Below are 25,436 nucleotides of genomic sequence, written 5' to 3' on the forward strand. Positions count from 1 at the left end.
CTCCTGGCACATCGGAAGGGGTGCCTGGCAACCACCCTAGTCGCCCGGCAGCGCGGCCGGGAGTAACAAGATCGTCGTGAATCCGGACAGCGGCATGGCCCACCAGCGCTGGGTGCGCCCGCGCCCGGTAGTGCGTGCCTGGCCGGTGCTTTCCAGTGACGCCAGCGCGCGCTGCACCGTGCGCTGGCTGGCCCCTAGCGCCAAGGCCAGCGCCGAGCTGGACCAGGCCGCCCCATCGGCCAGCAATGCGGCAACGGCGCCCTGCTCACCTTCGATCGGGGGGGCCAGCACCACGACGGCGATGCCGGGCCCGGCTACCAGGCGGTAGCCGTCGGCGGTCGCTTCCACCGACAGCAGGCCCTTTACCGCAGCGCGTACGCGCCCCATTTCCACGCGCAGCCGCGCGCGGTGGCTGGCGTCGCCATCGCGGGTGCGGAACACCTCGGCAATCAATACGTCGCGGTCGACATCCCCGGGCCACGCCTGGCCGACGGCGCGCAGCAGCGTAAACAGCAGCGGCCTTCGTGCCAGTGAGCGCCAGTGCCCGCCCGTCCACACACCGCGCCGGCAGCCATCCACCACACAGGCCGGTGAGGCCAGCAGATCCTGCACGGCCTGCAGATCCAGCAGGCGGTCAGCCGCCTCGCGGGCCACCCGGCGAGCCGCCGGCCGGGTGAGGTGGGTGCGGGCCTGTACCACCTCGGCCTGCAGCGCCGCGATGCCCGACGCCTGCGCGGCGCCGGTGGCCACATCCAGTGCTGCTGTCGCCCGGGAGACCCGCAACGCCCGCGCGGCCAGTGCCGCTTCGGTCAGCCCGGCCATGGCGGCCAGGGCGGGCGTCAGCGCCCTGCCCCGTACCTGCGCCAAGGCCGATTCCGCGTCCTGTCGACGCCCGAGCAACAGCCAACGGCGCGCCAGGATCAACCACGCCTGCAGCGCATTGTGGGGATCGGCGCGCGCCTCCAAGGCGTGGGCGGCGGCCTGCAGCGGTGCAGCGGAACCTGCCAGGTCCCGCAGCGCCAGCCCCACTTCCGCCTCCGCCACGACACAGCGCGCCCGGGCCAGCACTTCATCGGCGCCGAAGCCACGCCAAGCCAACCTCAGCAGTTCCCGGGCCCGCTGCAGCTCTCCCAGCTGGGCCATGGCCACGCCGCGCAGCGCCAGTGCCGGCGGGTCGCTGCGTAGGGCCACGTGGCCCAGTGCGGTCAGCACGTCGCCTGCGGCAAGGGCACGTGCGGCGGCGGCAAGCAGGGAGTCCATGCGCGCAGGCTAGCGCAGGCAGTCTCCCAGCGCCTCGAACACGGTTTTTCCCGTACCGGGCAGCCGTTGGAATAGCGGCTGCGGGCCGTCCAGTGCCGCCAGCAACGCCGCCACGCTGGTGCCGGCGCCGGTCGGGAAGTGGCACAGCCAGGTGGGCTGCTGCCGCTGCAAGGCCCCGGTCGCCGGGTCCACCTGAAGCTCGCTTGCAGCGAATGCCCAGCCGCAGACATTGACCCTGCCCGTGGCCCGTTCGACCGAGCAGCGCAGTTTCAGCGGCTGGTAATCGGTGTACTCGCCTTCGCAGAAGGTATCGGGGCAGACATCGTCGAACCCGGCTTCGAGACGATGGCGCAGGTCGCGGAAGGGTGACCAGTTCGCCTGCGGCGTGGGGTAATCGACCAGGTCGACGTGCAGGGGCGCGGGCGGCGGCGGGCCGGCGGCGGCCGGGCCGGCAACGGCCAGCGCCCACAGAATCAAGGTGGCCAGGGCGTTGGAGGGGTGGCGGGAAGGCAGCGAAAGGGTCATGGGCGTGCTCCGTGAAGGGACCTCCACCGTGCGCCTGCCCCCGCCCGGGCGCGATCAGCCGGGTGCGCGGGTGGCGGTCGGCGATCGCCACTGCGGCGGGTCGGATAGCCCCCACCCTGCACGTTGGCCGGCAAAGGCATAAAATGGGAGGTCTTATCGCGCCATCCCCCCTCTCGGAGCACACCATGGGTCTGGAACTCGTCTCGCCCGGCAAGAACCCGCCGGAAGAAATCAACGTCATCATCGAGATCCCGAAGGACTCGGAGCCGGTCAAGTACGAAGTGGACAAGGAAACCGGCGCGATCTTCGTCGACCGCATCCTCTCCACCCCGATGCGCTACCCCTGCAACTACGGCTACGTGCCGAGCACCCTGTGCGGCGACGGCGATCCGGCCGACGTGCTGGTCGTGCTGCCGCTGCCGCTGGTCCCGGGTTCGGTGGTGCGCTGCCGTCCGGTGGGCGTGCTGAAGATGAGCGACGAAGCCGGCGGCGACGAAAAGATCCTGGCCGTGCCGATCTCCAAGGTGTTCAGCGGCTATGCGCACGTGGAAGACATCGAGCAGGTGTCCAAGCACTGGCTGGAGCGCATCGGCCACTTCTTCGAGCACTACAAGGACCTGGAGAAGGGCAAGTGGGTCAAGCTGGATGGCTGGGGCGGCGCCGCCGAAGCCAAGCAGATCCTGGTTGAAGCGCACCAGCGCTACCTGTCCAGCAACAGCTGAGGCTGAATGACCCTGCTCCGGCGCCGGTCGCCGGAGCGATGGGCATCACGTTTTTACAATGCGGCACATCACTGTTTGCGCCGGATTGGGTACATTGCGACTTCTACACCGTCCACGGTGGGTTTCACCGTGGTCACCCAGGGGATTGTGTCGTGCGTATTCTGCTAGTTGGGGACGAAGCCAGCCTGTCGGCTGAGCTGATGGATTTCATTGCCGATCTTGGGGAAGAGTGGCAGCCGTTGCGGGCACCCGATGGCCAGACGGCCATGAACATGGTGGCGTCCACGCCGGTGGATGCAGTGATTGCCTGCCCTGCCCTGCCCGATCTCAACGCGACCACGCTGCTGGGCCAGATCCGGACGCTGCGTCCGGAGACGATCCGCATCGCGCTGGTCGACGCGGCCCAGGGCAACCGCCCGCCGCCGGCACGCCTGATCGGCGTTGCCCACCGTTTCCTGCCGTTGCCGCTGGCACCGGAAGTGCTGCTTGAAGCGCTGACCAGCCTGGAAGAGCTGCGCGAGCTGCTCGACAGCGCGCGCCTGCGCAGCGCCATCGGCCGCATCGAGAAGCTGCCTTCCCCGCCGCACCTGTACCTGAGCCTGACCCAGGCGCTGGAGCACGACGACGACACCGACACGGCCGATGTCTCCAAGCTGGTGTCGGCCGATCCGGCGATCGCGGCCAAGGTGCTGCAGCTGTCCAACTCGGCGTTCTTCAACAGCGGCCGCACCATTTCCGACCTGCGTACCGCCGTGACCCGGCTGGGCCTGTCGACCCTGCGCGACCTGGTGCTGGCCAGCGAGGTGTTCTCGGCTTCGCCGCTGTCCAGCGGTGAACGCAACGCGCTGCAGCAGCGCGCGCTGCTCGCTTCGCGACTGGCCGCCAAGCTGCTGCCCGATTCCAGCGCCGAACTGGGCGCGACCGCCGCACTGCTGGCCGACATCGGCCTGCTGCTGCCGGGCGTGCGCAACGAGCGCAGCGAACCGGCCGACGACGCCGACCCGCGCCCGGGCCACAGCGAAGCCGGTGCCTACCTGCTGGGGCTGTGGGGCCTGCCGATGCCGATCATCGAGGCGGTGGCCTTCCACCTGCAGCCGCAGCGCTCCAACACGCGCAGCTTCTGGGTAACCGGTGCGGTGCACGTGGCACTGGCGCTGGTCAACGGCGACCCGGTGGACGAGGACTACCTGCAGCGTGCGGGCGTGCTGGCCAAGCTGCCGCAGTGGCGGGACCATGCCAATGGGTTGATGGGGTTGGCTACGGCTGACGCGTAGGCGCAACGACCAACGGTCGTTGCCTACCGGCGGCGATTTGAGGAACGATGATGGCGTGCCGTGGCACGCCATTTTTTTTGCGCCAGGCAACCGGTAGATCACGACCGTGGGTCGTGATCAAAGAAAGAGGGCGGCCCTTGCGGGCCGCCCTCTCTTTATTGCACCAGTGGTTCGATGGATCAGAACTTCTGGGTGTACTTCATGTACAGGAAGCGGCCGATATCGAAACCGCCGTAGTAGGCGAAGCTCGAGTTCTGCTGCGAGTACATCAGCGGACCCTTGTGGTCGAACACGTTGTTCGCGCCCAGGGCGATGGTGGCATCCCACGGCGCCTTCCAGCTGACCTGCAGGTCGTGGAAGGTGTTGGAACCGGTCTTGCGCAGCGGAGCGGTCTCGCCGTAAGCGATGCGGTCCGGATCGGTGCAGCCGATCGCGATGCACGGCTCGTTGAGGCCCGAGTAGTAGCGCGCGGTGTAGTTCACACCGAAGCTGCCCAGCGACCAGTTGACACCCAGGTTCGAGCGCACGCGGAACAGGGCATCCTGACCGACGCGGCCGATCATGATGTCGTCGCCAGCGGCGTTCTGTGCGGCTTCGTCGTACTTGGACAGGTAGCTGGTCTGCCAGTCAATGGCGAACTGACCGATGGCCAGCTCCGGCAGGCGGTACTTGATGCCCAGGTCGTAACCTTCGGTGTCCATCTTGCCGAGGTTGGCGGTGCCGTAGGTGATCGCGCTGATGTGGCCATCGGCCGCACGGGTCACGCTGCCGCAACGGCTGGAATCACCCAGCACGTAGCAATCACGCAGGATGCGATCGACGGAGTCGTCGATGATCATGTTGCTGATTTCGTAGCGGTACCAATCCAGCGAGACGTCCAGGCCCTGCACCCAACGCGGGCTCCAGACCAGACCCACGGTCTTGCTCTTGGAGGTTTCCGGCGACAGGTTCGGGTTGGCACCCGAGATGAACTGGTCACCCGACTGGCACGGCGTGGTCGAGCACGGGACGTTGCCCTGGCCCAGCTGCACGTAGTCGGCCGGAGCGCCACCGGCAAGGCAGGCGGCATTGCCGGCCACGCTGCCCGACACGCCAACGGCGCACGGATCGGTGTAACGCTCGAAGCTCGAGCTCAGGCCGCCGTACAGGTCGGCGATGGTCGGAGCGCGGAAGCCCTCGGCGTAGGTGCCGCGGACCAGCAGCTCGTCGATCGGACGCCAGGTCAGGCCGAACTTGCTGTTGGTGGTGCCACCGAAGTTGCTGTAGTCCGAATAACGGCTGGCAACGTTCAGGGTCAGTTCCTTGGCGAACGCCATGTCGGCCAGGATCGGCACGTTCAGTTCGAGGTAGACCTCGTTCAGATCGTACTCACCCTGGGTCGGCTTCTGGCCCAGGCCGGTGGACATGCCCGACTGTGCGAAGGCGTCCGGCACGTAGCTGCCTTCTTCCTTGCGGTGCTCCACGCCCACGGCGAAGCCGAGGTCGCCGGCCGGCAGGGTCACGATGGAACCCGACAGGTTGGCGGTGAAGCTGGTGGTCTTGGTCACGCCACGGGTGGTGTAGGTCGGGAACAGGAAGTCCTGCAGCTCCGGATCCGCCAGCGAACCCTGGCCTGCAACGCCGTACGGCAGCAGCGGGTTCCACGGACGGCAGTCGCCCAGTGCGATCGGGTTGGCAGCGGTACCGCACTGTGCCACGCCCTGCGCATTGATGAAGGACGCACCCAGGGCCTGCTCGGAAGCGATCAGGCTCATGTCGCCGCGCTGGGTCTTGATCGACTCATTGCGGTTCCACAGCGCGCCGACGTCCCAATCGAAGGACTTGCCGGCCAGCTCGAAGTAGCCGCTGACGGTCGGGGCGAAGCGCAGGGTCTTCAGCTGGCTGTCGGTGGTGCGCGGCACTTCCCACAGGCGGCGACGGAAGTTGACGTCCTGGCCGACCGGGTTGAAGGCGCTTTCAGCGGTCAGCGGGGTGCCGAACGAGGACGACTGGTACGGGTAGCCGGCGATCTGCTGGAACGTGTTGCGCTCGTTGTAGAGCACATCGGTGTTCAGGCTGATGGTGTCGGTGAAGTCGTAGGTGCCGTTGACGTACAGCGACTTGCGCTCGATACCGGTCAGCAGGCTCATCTGCTCGTTGGAGTTGGCGTACTCCTCGGCGGTCAGCGTGTGGTAGTCGTTCGGGTTGTTCGGGTTGCCACCCTGGTTCAGGGTCTGCCACACGGCGGTCTTGGAATCGGCGCAGTTGACCTGCAGCGGGTTGCACCAGCTGCCGTACTGGCTGATCGGGCTGCCATCGGCGGCCACCGAGTTCGGACCACGGCCGCCATCACGGCTGTACCAACGGTCCTTGGCCCACACCGGATCCTGCTTGGAGTATTCGGCCGACAGGGTCAGGCTGCCGCGTTCGCCGGTAGCACCCAGGGTCATCGAGTACTGCTGGTTCTCGCCGTCGCCCTGGTCGTACTGACCGAAGTAGACGTTGACTTCACCGCCGTCGAAGTTCTTGCGGGTGATCACGTTGACCACGCCGGCAATGGCGTCGGAACCGTAGATCGAGGAGGCGCCGTCCTTCAGGACTTCAATGCGCTCAACGGCCGACATCGGGATCTGGCTCAGATCCTGGTAGCCGCCGGTGGTGGCGCCGAGGCGCTTGCCGTTCATCAGCACCAGGGTGCGCTGGGCGCCCAGGTTACGGATGTCGACGTAGTAACCGCCCACGTTCTCGCCCGAGGACAGGGAGTCCGAACGCGAGATGGCCGGCGAGCCGGCCGAGGTCAGGTTGTTCAGCACGTCTGCGACGTTCGAGAAGCCCTGCTTTTCCAGGGTTTCGCGGGTCATCGTCAGGATCGGCTGCTGGGTCTCCATGTTGGCGCCGCGAATACGCGAGCCGGTGACCGAGATGCGATCCAGGTCAGTGGTGCCGGAGGCTGCTTCCTGTGCCGAAGCGAAGCTCGGCACGAGCGCCAGCGCAATGCCGGCCGGCAGAAGACCCAGCCGCACTGCGGGAGTACGAAAATTCATCAATCTCTCCAAGGTACGTTAGTAGCGTGTTAAACCGCCTCGGAAAGTTACGATTGCGTTACCGTTAATTATTTGCGCGATGCCACCGGACTCTTTGCCGACTTTGGCGAAAGCGATCCGCCGGTCTGCCGATAGCCCGACGCGGACTGGCCATAACGGGCGCGGAACGCACGCGCGAAGCTGCAGCAGTTGTCGAAACCGCTGGCGGCAGCCACTTCGCCGATCATCATGTCGGTGTCGCGCAGCAGGTCCGCGGCGCGCTCCAGGCGCAGGCGCGCCGACAGCGACTGCGGGCTTTCTTCGTACAGGCTCTGGAACGTCTTGGACAGGTACCAGCTGGAGAAGTTGGTCAGCTCGGCCAGTTCGCCGATGCGCACCACCCGGTGGCTGTTGCCTTCCAGGTACAGGCGCGCACGCTGCATGCGGCCGAACACCTGGCGCTTGCGGATGCGCGAACGGCCCGGGCAGCGCTGCACGCCGGTGGCCATGCCACGCTGCATCGAGGCCAGGTGCAGCAGCACCGGGCGCAGGGCCTGCGCGGGCTGGCCGCTGGCCAGCGCATCGCGCCACAGGCGCAGCGCCACGCGCACTTCGCCGCGGCTCATGCTGCCGCGGCCGGCGTACAGGCTGCAGTCGGCCAGTTCGCCCAGCGCGCGCAACGCTTCAGGCGCCAGGCTCAGGCCGATGCACAGGCCATCGCGGCCGGCCTGGATCATCGGCTTGGATTCCTTCTCGAACGCGATCCACTCGCGCTGGCGCAGGCGGAAGCGGCCTTCCTTCGATTCGACCCACGCGCTGCCACGCAGCTGCATCCACACGGTGAAGGTGGTGCCAGCCGTCTGCAGGCTGCCCAGCCGGGCCACGCCCAGGCAGGTCGGCAGCGGACCGTCGTCGACGATCTTGTCCAGGGAGAGCGATTGGCCGCGATCGGCGAGGGAAAGCTGACGCATGACGTACACCGGGGTTTGCCGTTACGGGGCACCCGTTTTGCCAAATGAGGCGGTCTGCGTCAGGACGATTCAACGAGATTGATGCGAATTCGTCACGATGCCGTTACGAAAGAAGTACGACGACTATTTTCCTTTCCAGAACAACAGGTTGGGCACCGAGGAAAACACCGGACGAGGCGGTTCGGGCAGCGTCATCACCCCGATGTCGGCACCATCGGCGACCGCCAGGGCCAGGTACAGGGCGCTGCCATCGGGCTGCGCGCTGAAGCCGTTGCCGGCACTGAGCCGATCGGCGTCCAGGCAGTACTCCGCCCCCTGCGACGGGCTGTTGATCCGCGCGAATACGGTGGAGCAGTCGGCCCGGCTGGACAGGTAATCCAGGCTCCCATCGCGGGCCACCGCCCAGGTGCGGTAGCGCCAACGCGACGGCCGGTCCTCGCTGACCTGCTGGATGCTGGCCGGATCCAGCCGCAGATCGGCCGACCACAGCCCGCCTGCCGCCAACCGGGTGAACAGCACGCGCTGGTGGGCCGCATCCAGCCGCGCCTGCGACACCCCATCGACGTGGCCCAGCAGTTTCCACGGCGTGGTGCGCCGATCGAACAGCGACAGGCGCATGCGCTCGTCATGATCGCGTTCCACTACCAGCACGTGGTCGTTGTCACCGGCATACAAAGCCTGCAACGGCTGCGCCACCGGGACGGGCAGCGCCACGATCTGCTCATCGCGCGGCGACACCTCGTAGATCACCGGCCGCGCCTGTGCATCACGGCCCGATACCAGCAGATGGGTGCTGTCGGGCGACCAGTCGGCGGACTGCCGGGTTTCAGGACGCAGGCCTTCCACCGGCCGCAGCGATTCGGGGCGCGACAGGTCGGCCCACCACAGCCCGTAGTTGCCGGAACGATCGGAGGTGAACACCAGCTGCCGGCCATCGGGCGCCAGCATCGGCTGGCCATCGCGGCCGTTGGAGGGGAACAGGCGTTCGGGCGTACCGGGGCGGCCGTCCTTCACCGGCACGCGGAACAGGCCGAACTGCGCCTTGCGGTGCACGAAGGCCAGCATGTTGTTGCTTCGCGACAGCGCCGGCGACTGCGCGTCGTCCAGGCCCACATCGCGCAGCGTGCGCGTTTCAGTATCCAGTTCGTACAGACGTGCTTCGCTGTCCACGCGGCGCCCGAACACGATGTGCCGGCTGTCGCCCCGCCAGGCCCAGCCACGGATCTCGGCCGAATCGTTGGTCAGCTGTTCGGGCACGCCGCCGCCGGCCGGGAGGCGCCAGAGGTCGCCGATCTGCGGGTTGCGCACGAACACGATCCAGCGGCCGTCCGGCGAGAAACGCGGGGCGTAGTCGAAGCTGTCGTCGGCAACCTGGTAGTCCACCGGGGTCCAGGCACCGCTGGCGATGTCCAGCACGCGGATGCCGCGATGGGCGTGCCGGCCGGACAGCGAGCCGAACACCAGGCCGCGCCCGTTGGGCGTCCAGTCGAAGCTGAGCAGCTCGGTGCCGTCGCAGCGCGTGACGTGGCGGATCGCACCGCCGGTCGCGCTGGCGATCAGCACCTCGCAGCTGCCCTCCGGGCCGAACCGCGCAAACGCGATATCGCGGCCGTTCGGCGACCAGTTCGGGAAGCGGTCCGAATGGCCCGCAGGCGTATCGGTCAGCAGCCGCGCCGGTGCGTTGCCGGAGGTCTGCACCTTGATCGCGCTGCCGCCGCCGGTCGCATCGTCGGCCTCATAGGCCACCTGCGAGCCATCCGGCGATACGGTCGGGTAGGTTTCGAAGCCGGCGGTGGCGGTGATCAAACGATAGGGGCGCTGCGGGCTGCCGACCACGCGGCTGCCGTCTTCCAGCACGCCACTGCCTTCGGGCCCGTGCGGCGGTGGCGGGCGCTGCAGCAGCAGCGCGGCCATCACCAGCAGGGCGACGAACATGCCCAGGCCGATGGCCAGGAACACATAGCGCCGGTTGCGCCGCCAGCGGCTGCGTGGGCGCGGCGCGGGGGTTGCCGCGGCGAACACGGCGGCCAGCGCATCGCGTTCGTCATCATTGGGCGCGGCATCGACGTCCGGGCCGGGCTCCACCAGCACCGATACCGGCTGCATCAGCCGGTAACCGGTCTTGGCGATGGTTTCGATATAGGCGGTGCCGGCGTCATCGTCGCGCGAGAACGCCTTGCGCAGCTGGGTGATGGCCTGGGTCAGCACATCGTTGGTGGGCAGCGTGTCCGGCCAGACCTCGGCGAACAGTTCGTCGCGGGTCACCACCGCACCGGGCACGCGCATGAGCACCTTGAGCACACCCAGCGCCTTGGGCGTGAGCCGGCGCGGACGACGCGCGCCCTCCACCACCACCTCACGCGACGACAGCGTGATGGTGCAATCGCCGATCCTCAGGCGGTCGGCAGCGGGTGTCTCACTATCCAGGCTGATCATTCCGGCGCTACGTAATACAACTGAACAACAGGAACGCAGCATTCATCGAATCAACCACAGATCGAACGAACCGCCAGATTCCGCACACGTCATCAGTGCAAAGGGCAAAGACACTGAAGCGCGCGAATACTAGCCTATGCCGGTTAACTGCGCCTGTGCGCGCAGAGGACATCAGGCCTCTCTCGCCGACGAATCCACATAAATTGCTTCAACATTCGCGCCTCTTGGCGCGAATTTTTTATCTGCGATTCAGAAACTTTTTAGCGTTGATTCAGTAATTTTTTATCGCCGATTCAGTTTCGCGCATTGCGGATCATGGTCAATCCGACCAGTCGCGACACCACCAACGCTACGTACATCACGCCTGCGAACTGTTCCAGCATCACCAGTGCGCGTGCTTGTGGATGCACCGGCACCACGTCGCTCAGGCCCACCCCGGACAACAAACTGAAGCTGAGATAAAGCAGCTCCATCCAGGTGCGCAGTTCGCTCTCGCTGGTGGCCACGAAACTGCCCGGGTACCACTGCTGGCAGACCGCGAAGGCGAAGGCGAATGCCCAAGCCAGCAGCGTGAAGGTGGCGCCCGCGGCGAACAGCTCGTCGCGGGTCACCTTGTGGTCCTGCAGCATGTAGGCGATCAGGCTGCCGGCCGTGTAGAAGTACAGCAGGCATTCCAGCAGCTGGGCGGTGGTGACCAGCGCCGGCCGCCCCAGCAGCGCCCCCGAGAGGGAGAACACCACCGAGGGAATGGCCAGCAGCAGGGCCACCCACATGCCCAGCGGGCTGCGCCGCACCACCCACAGCGCCAGGCCGAGCACCGCGATGCCGAAGGCGCCGAACAGCGCGCGGCCGGCCCCGGATTCGTCCATGGCCGGGTACAGCAGCACGCCCAGCAACTGCACCCCCAGCAACCAGGCCGAGGGGTGCCGGCGGGCGATGGCCAGCCATCGGGTGGTGCGCGCTATGGCCATCGTGGTGTCCCTGCCCCTGTGTCGGTGGCCGAAGCTTAACGGCTGCCGCGCTGAGGCGGCATGACGGTCCGCCTTGGCCGCCCGTCCTGGCGGGCCACGACCAACGGTCGTGACCTACCCCGCTTGGCCCGCTGCGTAGTCGCGCACGTCCTGGGTGATCTTCATCGAACAGAAGTGGGGGCCGCACATCGAGCAGAAATGGGCCTCCTTGTGCGCGTCCTTGGGCAGGGTTTCGTCGTGGAACTCGCGCGCCTTTTCCGGATCCAGGCCGAGGTGGAACTGGTCTTCCCAGCGGAACTCGAAGCGCGCCTTGCTCAGTGCGTTGTCGCGCACCTGCGCGCCCGGGTGGCCCTTGGCCAGGTCGGCGGCGTGGGCCGCGATGCGGTAGGCCATGATGCCGTCGCGCACGTCCTGCCGGTTGGGCAGGCCCAGGTGCTCCTTGGGGGTGACGTAGCAGAGCATGGCGGTGCCGTACCAGCCGATCATCGCCGCGCCGATCGCGCTGGTGATGTGGTCGTAGCCCGGCGCGATATCGGTGGTGAGCGGCCCCAGCGTGTAGAACGGCGCCTCGCCACATTCGCGCAGCTGCTTGTCCATGTTTTCCTTGATCAGCTGCATCGGCACATGGCCGGGGCCTTCGATCATGGTCTGCACATCGTGCTTCCAGGCGATCCTGGTGAGCTCGCCCAACGCTTCCAGCTCGCCGAACTGCGCGGCATCGTTGGCATCGGCGATGCAGCCCGGGCGCAGGCCATCGCCCAGCGAGAAGGTCACGTCGTAGGCCTTCATGATCTCGCAGATGTCCTCGAAGTGCGTGTAGAGGAAGTTCTCGCGCTGGTGGGCCAGGCACCACTTGGCCATGATCGAGCCGCCGCGCGAGACGATGCCGGTCACCCGATTCGCGGTGAGCGGAACGTGGCGCAGCAGCACACCGGCATGGATGGTGAAGTAATCCACGCCCTGCTCGGCCTGCTCGATGAGCGTGTCGCGGAAGATCTCCCAGCTCAGGTCTTCGGCGCGGCCATCGACCTTTTCCAGCGCCTGGTAGATCGGCACGGTGCCGATCGCCACCGGCGAGTTGCGCACGATCCATTCGCGGGTTTCATGGATGTGCTTGCCGGTGGAGAGGTCCATCACGGTGTCACCGCCCCAGCGGATCGCCCACACCAGCTTCTCCACTTCCTCGGCGATGCCGGACGACACCGCGCTGTTGCCGATGTTGGCGTTGATCTTGGTCAGGAAGTTGCGGCCGATGATCATCGGCTCGCTTTCAGGGTGGTTGATGTTGTTGGGCAGCACCGCCCGCCCCCGCGCGATTTCCTCGCGCACGAACTCTGGCGTGATCGAGGCCTGGATGGAAGCGCCGAACGACTGGCCGGGATGCTGCATCAGCAGCGCCTTGTCGCGGATCGCCTCGATGCGCTGGTTCTCGCGGATCGCCACGAACTCCATTTCCGGGGTGATGATGCCGCGACGGGCGTAGTGCATCTGGGTGACATTGGCACCGGCCACGGCGCGGCGCGGTTGCAGCCGCGACGGAAAGCGCACCGCGTCCAGCCGCGCATCGGTTTCGCGCGAACGCCCGAACGCCGAGCTTGGCCGACCCAGCAGTTCGGTGTCGCCGCGCTCGGCGACCCAGCCCGCACGCAAGGCCGGCAGCCCGGTGGACAGATCGATGCGGGCCTCGGGGTCGGTATAGGGACCGGAGGTGTCATAGACGGTCAGCGGCGCGTTGTCGCCACTCAGCGCGATCTCGCGCATCGGCACCTGCAGGTCGCTGCGCGAGCCGGGCACGTGGATCTTGCGCGAGCCGGGAATCGGTCGCGTGACCGATTCAGACAGCTGCTGGGCCTGTTGCTGCAGGGCGGAAAGGTGTGCGTTCATCGGGCATCGTCCTGGGTTGTCGGTGCGAGGGTTCGCACGGCGAGGGACGAAGCGGCGGCGCACGGCCGGCGCACGGCGCGCGGATGCCAGGCGGGGGCTGGACGGCGCGGTGCATCGGCTGTTGCGAAGCTTCCCTACGCCGGTATCAACCGGATCAGGTTCGAAGGGACTGTCTCAACCGTGGCCACGTGGCCGCGGTACCCCCGCTTCGGGGCGGATTAGACCACACCTGCACCGGAAGTGTGAACAGCCATGTCATGCCGCCTTGGCTAGACTGCCGCGCATGGTATTCCGACTCTCCATCGCCCTGGTGGTGCTGCTGGTGCTCGCCGCCGGCGTGGCACCGGACCCGTTCAACGAGATCGTGCGCGGCGGGCTGGTGCACATCATCCGCAGTGCCGGCTGGCTGTACCTGCTGGTGGTGTTCATCACGCTCTCGTTCCTGCTCTATCTCGCCTTCGGCCGGCTGGGCTCGCTGCGGATCGGCGGCGAAGACGCCGAACCGGATTTCTCCAACGCCAGCTGGATGTCGATGCTCTTCGCTGCCGGCATGGGCATCGGCCTGGTGTTCTGGGGCGCAGCCGAACCGGTGTCGCACTTCGTCACCCCACCCGAGGGCCTGCCCCCACAGAGCATGGAAGCAGCGCGCGCCTCGATGCGCTATGCGTTCTTCCACTGGGGCCTGCACCCGTGGGCGATCTACGCGCTGATCGGGCTGGCGATGGCCTGGTTCCAGTTCAACCGCAACGGCCGTGGCCAGATAAGCGACCTGCTGCAGCCGCTGATCGGCGCGCACCACCGCGGTTGGATCGGCACGGTGGTGAACGTGGCAGCGGTGGTCGCGACCGCCATCGGCGTGGCCACCACGCTGGGCTTCGGCACCATCCAGATCGCCGCAGGCCTCGAGCGCGTGTTCGGCCTCCACGCCGGCGCGCCACTGCAGCTCACCATCATCGCCGTCGCCTTCGTGCTCTACATGGCGTCCACCGCCAGCGGCGTGAACCGCGGCATCAAATGGCTCTCCAACTTCAACCTCGGCCTGGCCGCCGTGCTGCTGGCACTGGTGCTGGTACTGGGCCCCACTGCCTTCATCTTCGATACCTTCACCACCACCATTGGCTCCTACCTCAACCAGCTGGTGACCATGAGCCTGCGCATGTCGCCATTCTCGGGCAGCACCTGGGTGGCGGACTGGACGATCTTCTACTGGGCGTGGTGGATCGCCTGGGCACCGTTCGTCGGTTCGTTCATCGCCCGCGTCTCGCGCGGGCGCAGCATCCGCGAATTCGTGCTCGGCGTGGTGATCGCGCCCAGCGTGCTCGGCTTCCTGTGGTTCTCGGTGTTCGGCGGCACTGCGCTGTGGTCGCAGATCTTCGGCCATGTCGACCTGGTGCAGGCACTGGGCACCGGCTACGAAACCGTGTTGTTCACCATGTTCGACAGCCTGCCGATGCCCACCTTGCTCTCGGTGATCGCACTGGTGCTGCTGATGATCTTCTTCGTCACCTCGGCAGACTCGGCCGTACTGGTACTGGCCAGCATGTCCACCGACGAAGCCGGCGACCCGCCGCTGTCGCGACGGATCACCTGGGGCGTGGCGATCGCGCTGATCGCCGCCGTGCTGTTGCTGGCCGGCGGCCTGGATGCGCTGCAGGGCATGATCACCATCGCCGCCCTGCCCTTCGCACTGTTGATGCTGGCGGTGATGTGGTCGCTGTATCGCGTGCTCGACATGGAATATGCGCTGCAGCGCCGCCGTGCATTGCGCGCGCGGCGGATGATGGATGCCTGGATCGAGCGCGAGATCGCCGCGCAGGAAGAGACGCGCGATGAGGCTTCGCGGGCGGATGGTTAGGCCTCAAGAGCAGCGTTTCAGTTCTTACGTGACGGGGAGGCCGACGGGCAGCCCCTTACGGGACACGCCGTAAACCCATCCATGGGGGCTTGGCAAAAACATCCATGTTTTTTCACAGTCCCTACAGGGGCTGCCCGCCGGCCTCCCCAGAAGGTGAGTCGCGTGCGGATGGAAAGAGCAGACACGCATGGCGTGTCCCTACGCGGTGCCGTTGGTAGGTTCGGTTCCCGAACGAACACACGGAACGCACCCACGTCCGGTAACGCATGAAAATAATCGAAGCCGCCGTTGATCTTCCCGTGGCCCCCAACACACTGTCGAGGGTCGGCGGGGGCGGGTTTGCGGGACTGTAGAAAACATGGATGTTTTCTACAAGCCTTATCTGTTCGGAATCTGGCAGCGTAGGCGTCGAGAGCCGGCGTGGGCCGCCGTAAGAGCCTGGATCTCGACGATCGCCATGGAGCTTGGCGCCCACGCCGGAATCTCCCTTGATCCGCCCGAACAGTTGCTGGAGCTGACACTCGCAGTGATAAGACTGGGCAAGCGGGGGAGCTCTCGACCCTTCCAGACTATACGGAGTTTGGCGATGAACGGGATCGGGATTGATGTGAGCAAGCGTCAGCTGGATGTTGGTACGACTGACGGGGAAATTCTGCAGGTCAGCAATACCGCCGCTGGCTTTGCTGAATTGGAGGTCTGGCTGAAAGAACACCCGGCAGACCAGATCGTGCTGGAGGCTACCGGTGGCTATGAGCAGCGCGTGCTGGATTTCCTGCACAAGGCCGGTCGTCCGGTGGTCCGTGCCAATGCCCTGCGGGCCCGTAGGCTGGCTCAGGGCATGGGCCACGTGGCCAAGACAGATCGCTTGGATGCCTACGCATTGGCGAAGATGGCCGTGCTGGTCAAGCTGCGCGCCTACCAGCCGCTGGAGCCTTGGCAACAAAGAATGCGGGAATTCGTGCGGGCTCGCCGGCAGGCGATGCAGGCGCTGACCGTGGCGCGACAGCAGCAGGAAATGGTCGGTGATCGTGAATTGCGTCGGCTACTGCAGGCCAACATTACGCGCTTGCAGACGCTGGTCGCACGCTTGGGAACGCAGATCGGCGAACAGGTTGCACAGCAGCCTCGACTGGCCGTACTGAAGTCGATGAAGGGCGTCGGCCCTGCGCTACAGGCGGTGCTGGCCAGCTATCTGCCCGAGCTGGGCAGAATCAGCGGCAAGGCCATCGCCAGCCTGGTCGGCGTGGCACCGATGTCCCACGACAGCGGCACGATGCGCGGGAAACGAAGTATCCACGGTGGTAGAGCCGAGATCCGTCAGGTGCTTTACATGGCTGCCATGTCGGCCATGCGGCATGAGCCTCGGCTAAAGGATTTCTACCGGTCGCTGCGGGCTCGCGGCAAGGAAGGCAAGGTGGCCATCGTGGCGGTGATGCGAAAGATGCTGGTAATCCTCAACGCCCGTGTGCGCGACGCTGAAAGCGGACCGATCCCAGCCTGAAGCCAGCCAACGGGGGACATCAAGAGGCTGCCGGCCAGCGGCCGGCACTACCATGCCCGTCTGCTGGAGGAGCGGCCCGACCTCTCAGCAACACAGTTGCTCCATGGACGGATTCACGGCGTGTCCCGCAAACCCGCACCCGCCGGCCCAGCTCAGGCCATGCGGGAACCAAAGGCTGTTCGCCCCGATGCATGAAGCAGCCACGCAGGGCGTGGCTCTACAGGAATGTTCGGCAGTCAGGCGATACAGGACCGATCAGTACCCCGCTGCCTGCCCATCCTTGCGGCTTTCCGAAGCGCCGTAATACACGCCGGTTTCCGGGTCGCGCATGATCGCCTGGTACCCACCGTACGGACCATCCGCGAACGTCACGCGGTGGCCCTTGCGCATCAGCGCGCGCACCGTCTCATACGGATAGCCGGTTTCCAGGTTCACCTCGCCGCCGTCGCTCATCGCCGTGGCCTGCCCGGTCGGCTCGGTCGACCCTTCATGCTGGATGCGCGGCGCATCGCCGGCTTCCTGCAGGTTCATGCCGAAGTCCACCAGGTTCATCACGATCTGCGCGTGGCCCTGCGGCTGCATCGCACCGCCCATCACGCCAAAGCTCATCCACGGCTTGCCGTCCTTGGTCACGAAGCCCGGAATGATGGTCTGGAACGGACGCTTGCCCGGCGCATAGCCATTGGGGTGGTCCTTGCGCAGCACGAACATCTCGCCGCGATCCTGCAGGATGAAGCCCAGCCCCGGCGGCGCCATGCCGCTGCCCATGCCCCGGTAGTTGGACTGGATCAGCGACACCATCATCCCGTCCGCATCGGCCACCGTCATGTAGATCGTGTCGCCTTCTTCCAGCTGCTTCGGCGTGCCCGGCTGCACCTCGCGCAACGCCTTGTCCATCGAGATCAGCTTGCGGCGCTCGGCCGCGTATTCCTTCGACACCAGCTTGGCCACCGGCGCCGGCTGGAACGCCGGATCGGTGTAGAAGCGCGCACGGTCCGCGAACGCCAGCTTCTTGGCCTCCACGAACAGGTGCACGTGCTCCGGCGAACCGAACGGAATCTTCGAGAAGTCGTATCCCTCCAGCACGTTCAGGATCTGCAGCGCTGCGATGCCCTGGCTGTTCGGCGGCAGCTCCCACACGTCATAGCCCCGGTAGTTGCTGCTCACCGGCTCCACCCACTCGCCGTGATGGCTGGCCATGTCGTTATAGCTCAGGTAGCCGCCGTTGGCCTTGAAGTACGTGCCGATCGTGCGCGCGATGTCGCCCTTGTAGAACGCATCGCGGCCGCCCTGCGCGATCTGCTCCAGCGTGTTGGCCAGGTTCGGGTTCTTCCACAGCTCACCCTTGCGCGGCGCATGGCCGTTGATCGTGAACTGCTCCTTGAAGCCCGGGTACTGCGACAGCTTGGGCACCGAACGGTCCCAGTAGTAGGCGATCACTTCCGCCACCGGATGGCCCTCGCGCGCATAGCGGATCGCCGGCGCCAGGTTGTCGGCCATCGGCTTGCGGCCGAAGCGGTCGTGCAGCGCGAACCAGCCATCCACCGCGCCCGGCACCGACACCGGCAGCGGGCCGGTGGCCGGAATGTCCTTCAGCCCCCGGCGCTGGAACTCGGCCAGGGTCAGCGACTTCGGCGAACGGCCCGAGCCGTTGTAGCCGTACAGCTTCTGGGTCTTGGGATCCCACACGATCGCGAACAGGTCCCCGCCCACGCCATTGCCGGTGGGCTCCATCAGCCCCAGCGCGGCATTGGCTGCAATCGCCGCATCCACCGCCGAGCCGCCGCCCTTCATCACATCCAGCGCGATCTGGGTGGCCAGCGGCTGCGAGGTGGCCGCCATCGCGTGCGGGGCGATCACTTCCGAGCGGGTGGCAAAGCCATGCCCGGTAACCCGGTCGGCGGCAGAAGACAGCATCGGCAGGGCGCACAACAGCGCGGCGGCCAACACGGCACGGGCAAGGGGTCGGGTCACGGAGTGGGTTTCCTGGAGGGGTGGCAAGCCTTCGATGGTGGCGGTTGGGGCCTGTTGCGCACATCCGACAATGGTCATGTACGGCGTCATCGGCGGGGTCATCCACGACAGCCATATCCGCGCAGAAACCGGGCTTCAATACTTGAATTGGGGTTCACCGGAACGCTTTCACGCGCAACCATCCTTATACGGCGGGGCTTTGCGCTGGATACAGCCGAAACCGTTGGAAATTGTCGAAACACGGTTGACAGCGGCAAAACCGCTGTGGTTTTCTCGATCACATGTTGCAGCGCCACACGCCCATTCGCGAATCCATCGAGCACGCCGGTCCCGGCGCGGCCTCCATCCGTTCGCTTCTTGTCCTCGTACTTATTACCCAACCAACAGGTGCGGGACGGACCGGCGTGTAAGTAGAACTGCCAGGTATCCATCAAAACCCGCACCCACCCTGGTGCGGGTTTTTTCGTTTCAGAACCCTCCGATTTCTTCCTCCAAAGGACCTCCCCCATGAGCACCAACGACCTGCCCCAGATCAAGATCGCTGTTGTCGGCTACGGCAGCCAGGGCCGCGCCCACGCACTGAACCTGCGTGAATCCGGTTTCGACGTGGTCATCGGCCTGCGTCCGGGCGGCCCGACCGAGGTCAAGGCACAAGCCGACGGCTTCACCGTGAAGGCACCGGCCGAGGCGGTGAAGGATGCGGACCTGGTCGCCGTGCTGACCCCGGACATGGTGCAGAAGAAGCTCTACGAAGACGTGCTGGCGCCGAACATGAAACAGGGCGCGGTGCTGCTGTTCGCCCACGGCCTGAACGTGCACTTCAACATGATCGCCCCGCGCGATGACCTGGACGTGGTGCTGGTTGCACCGAAGGGCCCGGGCGCGCTGGTCCGCCGCGAATACGAAATCGGCCGCGGCGTGCCGTGCATCTGGGCGGTCTACCAGGACCGCAGCGGCAAGGCCGCCGAGTACGCCCTGGCGTATGCCGCCGGCCTGGGTGGCGCGCGCGCCAACCTGATCCAGACCACCTTCAAGGAAGAAACCGAAACCGACCTGTTCGGCGAACAGGCCGTGTTGTGTGGCGGTGCCTCGGCACTGGTCCAGGCCGGTTTCGAAACGCTGGTGGAAGCCGGCTACCAGCCGGAAATCGCCTATTACGAAGTCCTGCACGAACTGAAGCTGATCGTGGACCTGTTCTACGAAGGCGGCATCACCCGCATGCTGGAATTCATCTCCGAAACCGCGCAGTACGGCGATTACGTGAGCGGCCCGCGGGTGATCGACGCCGGCACCAAGGAGCGCATGAAGGCGGTGCTGGCCGACATCCAGGACGGCACGTTCACCAAGAACTGGGTGGCCGAATACGAAGCGGGCCTGCCGAACTACAACAAGTTCAAGCAGGCCGACCTGGAACACCCGATCGAGAAGGTAGGCAAGGAACTGCGCGCCAAGATGGTCTGGCTGCAAAGTCAAGCCGCGTAACCGCGCGGCTCCCCCACCGCTTTCGCAAAGGTCACCGCATGAACACCTCCGCACACAGCACCGCGCCCCGCAACGGCGCACGCTGGTTGACGCAGGCCCTGGAAGCCGAGGGCGTCGATACGCTGTTCGGCTATCCGGGCGGCACCATCATGCCCTTCTACGACGCCCTGGTGGATTCAGGGCTGAAGCACATCCTGGTGCGCCACGAACAGGGCGCGGCGCTGGCCGCCAACGGCTATGCCCGCGCCAGCGGCCGCGTTGGCGTCTGCGTGGCCACCTCCGGCCCGGGCGCCTCCAACCTGGTCACCGGCATCGCCGATGCCATGCTGGATTCGGTGCCGATGGTCTGCATCACCGGCCAGGTCGCCACCCCGCTGCTGGGCACCGACGCGTTCCAGGAACTGGACGTGTTCGGGCTGACCCTGCCGATCGTCAAGCACAGCTGGCTGGTGCGCTCGGTCGACGACCTGCCGCGCATCGTCCGCGAGGCGTTCCGCATCGCCCGCGAAGGCCGCCCGGGCCCGGTGCTGATCGACCTGCCCAAGGATGTACAGATCGCCGACGCCAGCCACCTGCCCGCGCACGTGCCGGAAACGGTCAACCCGCCGGTGGCCCCGGCCGACGCCGCGCTGGCCGATGCCATCGCCGCGATCCAGGCCGCCGAGAAGCCGGTGGTCTACGCCGGCGGCGGCGTGGCCCTGGGCGATGCGGTGGAGGACTTCCGTGCCTTCGTCGACGCCACCGCCATTCCCACCGTGCTGACCCTGCGCGGCCTGGGTGGGCTGCCTGCGCAGCACCCGCATTACCTGGGCATGCTGGGCATGCACGGCACCCGCGCGGCAAACATGGCCGTGCAGGAGAGCGACCTGCTGGTGGTGGTCGGCGCGCGCTTCGACGACCGCGCCACCGGCAAGTTGAACGAGTTTGCGCCGTTCGCCCGCGTCATCCATATCGATGCCGACGCGTATGAGATCTCCAAGCTGCGTACCGCCGATGTGGCGGTGCCGGGCAACGTCGGCACCGCACTGCGTGCGCTGACCGCAGCCCTGCCGCGCGCAGCCGCATCGCAGGAGGCGTGGCGCAAACGCTGCGCCGGGCACCGCGAGCGCTTCGCCGCACGCTACGACGCACCGGGCGCGCACATCTATGCCCCGGCGCTGCTGAAGCGCCTGAGCGAAGTGGCCCCGGCCGACGCGATCATTGCCTGCGATGTCGGCCAGCACCAGATGTGGGTGGCCCAGCATTGCCGCTTCAACCACCCGCGCAACCACCTGACCAGCGGTGCGCTGGGCACCATGGGCTTCGGCCTGCCGGCCGCGATGGGCGCGCAGTTCGCCTGCCCCGACCGCACCGTGGTGCTGGTCTCCGGCGACGGCAGCTTCATGATGAACGTGCAGGAGCTGGCCACCATCGCCCGCTGCCGCCTGCCGGTGAAGATCGTGCTGCTGGACAACAGCTCGCTGGGCATGGTCCGCCAGTGGCAGGAGCTGTTCTTCGCCGAGCGCTACAGCGAGATCGACCTGTCCGACAACCCGGACTTCGCCGCGCTGGCCAAGGTGTTCGGCATTCCGGCCACCCGCATTGAAAACCGCGACGACGTCGAAGGCGGCCTGGCCGCGCTGCTGGCCGAGCCCGGCCCGGCGCTGCTGCACGTGGCCATCGATGCGCGCGCCAACGTGTGGCCGCTGGTGCCGCCCAACAACGCCAACAGCACCATGCTGGAAAGCAACCCCGCCCATCAGCCCCAGGAGTTCCCCCATGCAATACCGGCTTGACCTGGTGCTGGTTCCGGCCGAAGGCGCGCTGCTGCGCGTGATCGGCATGGCCGAACGCCGTGGCTTCGCGCCGCGCGCGATCGTGGGTGCGCCCAATGCGGCCGACGATGGCCGCTGGCACCTGCAGCTGGTGGTGGACAGCACCCGTCCGCCGGAGACGCTGTGCCGCCAGATCGAGAAGATCTATGACTGTGTTTCGGTGCGGATCAGCGCGCTGGAGCCGGGTACTGGAGTAACCGTATGAACGCCCGCGCCGTGGTTCCGGTGCCGGTACGGAGGGGTCTTCTTCAAGGCCCGTCGCCCACGCACGACCGCGTCCGTCATCCCCCGTGCGATCTGCGGAGCCGCCATGCCGGCTAGCCGTGCCCCGCAGGAATCGGACGTAGGCGATGTAAGCGTCGCCGACGTGCTGGCCGCGCAGGCGCGGCTGCGCCGGTTCCTGCCGCCCACGCCGCTGCATTATGCGGAGCGGTTCGGCACCTGGCTGAAGCTGGAAAACCTGCAGCGCACCGGCTCGTACAAGGTGCGCGGCGCATTGAACGCGCTGCTGGCCGGGCGCGAGCGCGGCGATGACCGCCCGGTGATCTGCGCCTCGGCCGGCAACCACGCCCAGGGCGTGGCGTGGTCTGCCTACCGGCTGGATATCCCGGCCATCACGGTGATGCCGCACGGCGCCCCGGCCACCAAGATCGCCGGCGTCGCGCACTGGGGCGCCACCGTGCGCCAGCACGGCAACAGCTATGACGAGGCCTACGCCTTCGCACGCGCCCTGGCCGACCAGCACGGCTACCGCTTCCTGTCGGCCTTCGACGATCCGGACGTGATCGCCGGCCAGGGCACGCTGGGCATCGAACTGGCCGCGCATGCGCCGGACGTGGTGATCGTGCCGATCGGCGGTGGCGGGCTGGCGTCCGGCGTGGCGCTGGCGCTGAAGTCGCAGGGCGTGCGCATCGTGGGCGCCCAGGTCGAAGGCGTGGATTCCATGGCCCGTGCGATCCGCGGCGACACGCGCGAGATCTCCCCGGTGGCCACCCTGGCTGACGGCGTGAAAGTGAAGATCCCCGGCACCCTGACCCGCCGCCTGTGCAGTGCGCTGCTGGACGACGTGGTGATCGTGCGCGAAGCCGAGCTGCGCGAAACCCTGGTGCGGCTGGCACTGGAAGAACACATCATCGCCGAAGGCGCCGGCGCGCTGCCGCTGGCCGCCGGCCGACGCGTGGCCGGCAAGCGCAAGTGCGCGGTGGTCTCCGGCGGCAACATCGATGCGATGGTGCTGGCCCAGCTGCTGTCCGACATCCGCCCACGCCCGCCGCGCAAACCGCGCCGCCGCGCCAGCGAGCGAACACGGCCACCGCTACCGACCGTGCTCGCGCCACCCCCGAATTCCATCGTCCTTCCTTCCCCTGCCTTGCCATCCGACCTTGCCGTCGAGGAGACCTCCTGGTGACCACGCCCAACTCCCCCCGAATTCGAATTTTCGACACCACCCTGCGTGACGGCGAGCAATCGCCCGGCTGCAGCATGAGCCCGCAGCAGAAGCTGGTGATGGCACGCGCGCTCGACGAGCTGGGCGTGGACATCATCGAAACCGGCTTCCCGGCCAGTTCGCAGTCCGACCGCGACGCGATGGCGATGATCGGCCGCGAAGTGCGCCGCCCAACCCTGGCCGTGCTGTCGCGCTGCCTGGCCACCGACATCGAGACCTCGGCCAAGGCCCTGGACGCGGCCGCCAACGCGCGCCTGCACGTGTTCCTGTCCACCAGCCCGCTGCACCGCGAGCACAAGCTGCGCATGAGCCGTGAGCAGGTACTGGAATCGGTGCACAAGCACGTGAGCCTGGCGCGCAGCTACATCGACGATGTGGAGTTCTCGGCCGAAGATGCCACCCGCACCGAGGAAGACTTCCTGATCGAAGTGGCCCGCGTGGCCGTCGCCGCCGGCGCCACCACCATCAACCTGCCCGACACCGTGGGCTTCACCACCCCTGAAGAGATCCGCGGCATGTTCCAGCGGGTGATCGCCGGGGTGCCCGACAGCGACCGCATCATCTTCAGCACCCACTGCCACAACGACCTGGGCCTGGCCGTGGCCAATTCGCTGGCCGCCATCGAAGGCGGCGCCCGCCAGGTGGAGTGCACCGTCAACGGCATCGGCGAGCGCGCCGGCAACTGCTCGCTGGAAGAGCTGGCCATGGTGTTGAAGGTACGCAACGCCTTCTACGAAGAAGACACCCGGATCAACACCCCGCGCATCGTGTCCACCTCGCAGCTGCTGCAGCGCCTGGTCGGCATGCCGGTGCAGCGCAACAAGGCGATCGTGGGCGCCAATGCCTTCGCGCATGAATCGGGCATCCACCAGCACGGCATGCTGCGCCACCGTGGTACCTACGAAATCATGCGTCCGGAAGACGTGGGCTGGGAAAACTCGCAGATGGTGCTGGGCCGCCACAGCGGCCGCGCGGCGGTGGAAGCGCGCCTGCGTGCATTGGGCTTCTGGCTGGAGGAAGAAGAGCTGAAGCTGGTGTTCGAGCAGTTCAAGACCCTGTGCGAGCAGCAGCGCGTGGTCACCGACGCCGACCTGCAGGTATTGATGCAGGGCAGCTCCACCCAGAACGGCTACCGGCTGGCCTCGATGACCATCAGCGACGTAGGCAGCCGCGCCAACGCGCTGGTCGAACTGTCCGACCCGGATGGCAACCGCGTGGCCGAAACCGCGCAGGGCGATGGCCCGGTGGACGCGCTGTTCGGCGCGCTGGCCGCCGCCACCGGCGTACAGCTGATGCTGGACAGCTACCACGTGCACAGCGTGGGCATCGGTGCCGACGCGCGCGGCGAAGCCAACCTGAGCGTGCGCCACGACGGCGTGGAGTACGAAGGCACCGGCACCAGCCGCGACATCATCGAAGCCTCGGCCCTGGCTTGGCTGGACGTGGCCAACCGCCTGCTGCGCCAGCGCCAGGCCAACGCCGAACAACCCGCGGCCACCGCCGCCGCCTGAGGAACCCACGCATGAGTGCCTTCGACAGCCCGTACACCGCCGACGCTTCCCAGCACTGGAACGCGCACGACTACGCCATCGACGCCGGCTTCGTGCCGCTGCTCGGCGGTGCGGTGGCGCGCCTGCTCGACCCGCAGCGCGGCGAGCGGATCCTCGACCTGGGCTGCGGCGATGGCGTGCTGAGCTTCGACCTGGCACTGAGCGGTGCGCATGTGACCGGCGTGGACAGCTCGCCCGAGCTGATCGGCGGCGCGCGCGCCCGCGGCATCGACGCGCTGCTGAGGGACGCCCATGCGATGACCTTCGAGCGCCGCTTCGATGCGGTGTTCAGCAACGCCGCGCTGCACTGGATGCGCGAACCGGACAAGGTGATCGACGGCGTGCGCCGTGCGCTGCGACCCGGTGGCCGCTTCGTCGCCGAGATGGGCGGCCAGGGCAACGTGGCCACCATCACCAGCGCGCTGCAGGCCGCCCTGTGCAGCAACGGCCATGCGGTGCCGGCGTTCCCGTGGTACTTCCCCAGCGAGGACGAGTACGCCGACCGCCTGCGCGCGCACGGTTTCCAGGTGCGCCATATCGAATGCCTGGCGCGCCCGACCGTGCTGCCCACCGGCATGCAGGGCTGGCTGCGCACCTTCGCCTCGCCGTTCCTGGCCGGCCTGGATGCCCGCCAGCGCCAGCGCGTGCTCGACGACACCGTGGCGCTGCTGGCCCCGACCCAGCGCGATGCGCATGGCCAGTGGACCGCCGATTACGTGCGGCTGCGCTTCGAGGCGCGGCTGCGCACTTCCTGACCGACCCGAACCG

General features: G+C 67.1%; 19 protein-coding genes and 1 riboswitch. Of the genes, 10 read left to right on the top strand and 9 right to left on the bottom strand.

Going from position 1 to position 25,436, the window contains the following annotated elements; all coding sequences use genetic code 11:
* Positions 1–36: 36 nt before the first annotated feature.
* Together NMB40_RS14350 and NMB40_RS14355 are read right to left on the bottom strand one after the other, a co-directional pair.
* Entirely contained in the window at positions 37–1,260 is a 1,224-nt protein-coding gene (locus tag NMB40_RS14350; RefSeq protein ID WP_494358849.1) for a helix-turn-helix domain-containing protein, read from the bottom strand.
* 9 nt (positions 1,261–1,269) lie between these two features.
* A complete protein-coding gene (locus tag NMB40_RS14355) occupies positions 1,270–1,785 on the bottom strand; it encodes a hypothetical protein (RefSeq protein ID WP_494358850.1) in 516 nt (171 codons plus the stop codon).
* Positions 1,786–1,970: 185 nt separating this feature from the next.
* On the opposite strand from NMB40_RS14355, the gene ppa reads away from it, so the two are divergent.
* Positions 1,971–2,507 carry an inorganic diphosphatase gene (gene ppa / locus NMB40_RS14360; protein WP_068853925.1) on the top strand — a complete coding sequence of 179 codons (537 nt, stop codon included), beginning with the start codon at positions 1,971–1,973 and terminating at the stop codon, positions 2,505–2,507.
* A gap of 152 nt (positions 2,508–2,659) precedes the next feature.
* Entirely contained in the window at positions 2,660–3,781 is a 1,122-nt protein-coding gene (locus tag NMB40_RS14365) for an HDOD domain-containing protein (RefSeq protein ID WP_093533618.1), read from the top strand.
* A 179-nt stretch (positions 3,782–3,960) separates the two neighbouring features.
* Here the strand turns inward: NMB40_RS14365 and NMB40_RS14370 are convergent, their stop codons facing one another.
* The 5 genes from NMB40_RS14370 to thiC form a co-directional block, all read right to left on the bottom strand.
* Positions 3,961–6,804 carry a TonB-dependent receptor gene (locus NMB40_RS14370; protein ID WP_282247894.1) on the bottom strand — a complete coding sequence of 948 codons (2,844 nt, stop codon included), beginning with the start codon at positions 6,802–6,804 and terminating at the stop codon, positions 3,961–3,963.
* A gap of 68 nt (positions 6,805–6,872) precedes the next feature.
* Positions 6,873–7,754, bottom strand: a complete 882-nt coding sequence (locus NMB40_RS14375; protein WP_282247896.1) for a helix-turn-helix transcriptional regulator — start codon at positions 7,752–7,754, stop codon at positions 6,873–6,875.
* Between the two features lie 123 nt (positions 7,755–7,877).
* Positions 7,878–10,190: a winged helix-turn-helix domain-containing protein gene (locus NMB40_RS14380; protein ID WP_494358851.1), complete on the bottom strand. Its 2,313-nt coding sequence runs from the start codon at positions 10,188–10,190 to the stop codon at positions 7,878–7,880.
* Positions 10,191–10,483: 293 nt separating this feature from the next.
* Entirely contained in the window at positions 10,484–11,161 is a 678-nt protein-coding gene (locus NMB40_RS14385; RefSeq protein ID WP_282247899.1) for an ion channel, read from the bottom strand.
* Positions 11,162–11,275: 114 nt separating this feature from the next.
* Positions 11,276–13,045, bottom strand: a complete 1,770-nt coding sequence (gene thiC, locus NMB40_RS14390) for a phosphomethylpyrimidine synthase ThiC (RefSeq protein WP_494358852.1) — start codon at positions 13,043–13,045, stop codon at positions 11,276–11,278.
* Between the two features lie 113 nt (positions 13,046–13,158).
* A riboswitch (TPP riboswitch) is annotated at positions 13,159–13,260 on the bottom strand.
* 68 nt (positions 13,261–13,328) lie between these two features.
* Between thiC and NMB40_RS14395 the strand changes: the two genes are divergently transcribed.
* Positions 13,329–14,900, top strand: a complete 1,572-nt coding sequence (locus NMB40_RS14395) for a BCCT family transporter (RefSeq protein ID WP_494358853.1) — start codon at positions 13,329–13,331, stop codon at positions 14,898–14,900.
* A 586-nt stretch (positions 14,901–15,486) separates the two neighbouring features.
* Positions 15,487–16,401, top strand: a complete 915-nt coding sequence (locus NMB40_RS14400; protein ID WP_494361035.1) for an IS110 family transposase — start codon at positions 15,487–15,489, stop codon at positions 16,399–16,401.
* A gap of 255 nt (positions 16,402–16,656) precedes the next feature.
* Here NMB40_RS14400 and ggt read toward each other — a convergent pair whose 3' ends face one another.
* Both ggt and NMB40_RS14410 read right to left on the bottom strand, forming a co-directional pair.
* Positions 16,657–18,375: a gamma-glutamyltransferase gene (gene ggt, locus NMB40_RS14405; RefSeq protein ID WP_494358854.1), complete on the bottom strand. Its 1,719-nt coding sequence runs from the start codon at positions 18,373–18,375 to the stop codon at positions 16,657–16,659.
* Between the two features lie 98 nt (positions 18,376–18,473).
* Positions 18,474–18,806 (bottom strand): hypothetical protein, encoded by a 333-nt coding sequence (locus tag NMB40_RS14410; RefSeq protein WP_282247791.1) that lies wholly within the window; start codon positions 18,804–18,806, stop codon positions 18,474–18,476.
* Positions 18,807–18,882: 76 nt separating this feature from the next.
* On the opposite strand from NMB40_RS14410, the gene ilvC reads away from it, so the two are divergent.
* The 6 genes from ilvC (at position 18,883) to NMB40_RS14440 (ending at position 25,423) form a co-directional block, all read left to right on the top strand.
* Positions 18,883–19,857, top strand: coding sequence for a ketol-acid reductoisomerase (ilvC, locus tag NMB40_RS14415; protein WP_093533610.1), 975 nt, complete (start codon positions 18,883–18,885; stop codon positions 19,855–19,857).
* Between the two features lie 38 nt (positions 19,858–19,895).
* The gene (gene ilvG / locus NMB40_RS14420) at positions 19,896–21,632 is read left to right on the top strand and encodes an acetolactate synthase 2 catalytic subunit (RefSeq protein WP_282247792.1); all 1,737 of its coding nucleotides are present in this window, start codon (positions 19,896–19,898) and stop codon (positions 21,630–21,632) included.
* Positions 21,616–21,876 carry an ACT domain-containing protein gene (locus NMB40_RS14425; RefSeq protein WP_068853936.1) on the top strand — a complete coding sequence of 87 codons (261 nt, stop codon included), beginning with the start codon at positions 21,616–21,618 and terminating at the stop codon, positions 21,874–21,876. The genes ilvG and NMB40_RS14425 overlap by 17 nt, the downstream gene beginning before the upstream one ends.
* A 105-nt stretch (positions 21,877–21,981) precedes the next feature.
* On the top strand, positions 21,982–23,079 hold the full coding sequence (locus NMB40_RS14430) for a threonine dehydratase (RefSeq protein WP_494358855.1): 1,098 nt from the start codon (positions 21,982–21,984) through the stop codon (positions 23,077–23,079).
* Complete coding sequence (locus tag NMB40_RS14435; protein ID WP_494358856.1) at positions 23,076–24,629, top strand: 2-isopropylmalate synthase; 1,554 nt, start codon at positions 23,076–23,078, stop codon at positions 24,627–24,629. Before NMB40_RS14430 ends, NMB40_RS14435 begins: the two co-directional genes overlap by 4 nt.
* Before the next feature lie 11 nt (positions 24,630–24,640).
* Positions 24,641–25,423, top strand: a complete 783-nt coding sequence (locus NMB40_RS14440; protein ID WP_494358857.1) for a methyltransferase domain-containing protein — start codon at positions 24,641–24,643, stop codon at positions 25,421–25,423.
* The last annotated feature ends 13 nt before the right edge of the window (positions 25,424–25,436 follow it).

Source organism: Stenotrophomonas sp. FBCC-B152 (assembly GCF_059134105.1).

Coding starts and splice junctions, on each gene's coding strand:
- NMB40_RS14350 (WP_494358849.1), bottom strand. CDS start 1,260: ATGGACTCCCTGCTTGCCGCCGCCGCACGTGCCCTTGCCGCAGGCGAC.
- NMB40_RS14355 (WP_494358850.1), bottom strand. CDS start 1,785: ATGACCCTTTCGCTGCCTTCCCGCCACCCCTCCAACGCCCTGGCCACC.
- ppa (WP_068853925.1), top strand. CDS start 1,971: ATGGGTCTGGAACTCGTCTCGCCCGGCAAGAACCCGCCGGAAGAAATC.
- NMB40_RS14370 (WP_282247894.1), bottom strand. CDS start 6,804: ATGAATTTTCGTACTCCCGCAGTGCGGCTGGGTCTTCTGCCGGCCGGC.
- NMB40_RS14375 (WP_282247896.1), bottom strand. CDS start 7,754: ATGCGTCAGCTTTCCCTCGCCGATCGCGGCCAATCGCTCTCCCTGGAC.
- NMB40_RS14380 (WP_494358851.1), bottom strand. CDS start 10,190: ATGATCAGCCTGGATAGTGAGACACCCGCTGCCGACCGCCTGAGGATC.
- NMB40_RS14385 (WP_282247899.1), bottom strand. CDS start 11,161: ATGGCCATAGCGCGCACCACCCGATGGCTGGCCATCGCCCGCCGGCAC.
- thiC (WP_494358852.1), bottom strand. CDS start 13,045: ATGAACGCACACCTTTCCGCCCTGCAGCAACAGGCCCAGCAGCTGTCT.
- NMB40_RS14395 (WP_494358853.1), top strand. CDS start 13,329: ATGGTATTCCGACTCTCCATCGCCCTGGTGGTGCTGCTGGTGCTCGCC.
- NMB40_RS14400 (WP_494361035.1), top strand. CDS start 15,487: ATGAACGGGATCGGGATTGATGTGAGCAAGCGTCAGCTGGATGTTGGT.
- NMB40_RS14410 (WP_282247791.1), bottom strand. CDS start 18,806: ATGGATACCTGGCAGTTCTACTTACACGCCGGTCCGTCCCGCACCTGT.
- ilvC (WP_093533610.1), top strand. CDS start 18,883: ATGAGCACCAACGACCTGCCCCAGATCAAGATCGCTGTTGTCGGCTAC.
- ilvG (WP_282247792.1), top strand. CDS start 19,896: ATGAACACCTCCGCACACAGCACCGCGCCCCGCAACGGCGCACGCTGG.
- NMB40_RS14425 (WP_068853936.1), top strand. CDS start 21,616: ATGCAATACCGGCTTGACCTGGTGCTGGTTCCGGCCGAAGGCGCGCTG.
- NMB40_RS14430 (WP_494358855.1), top strand. CDS start 21,982: ATGCCGGCTAGCCGTGCCCCGCAGGAATCGGACGTAGGCGATGTAAGC.
- NMB40_RS14440 (WP_494358857.1), top strand. CDS start 24,641: ATGAGTGCCTTCGACAGCCCGTACACCGCCGACGCTTCCCAGCACTGG.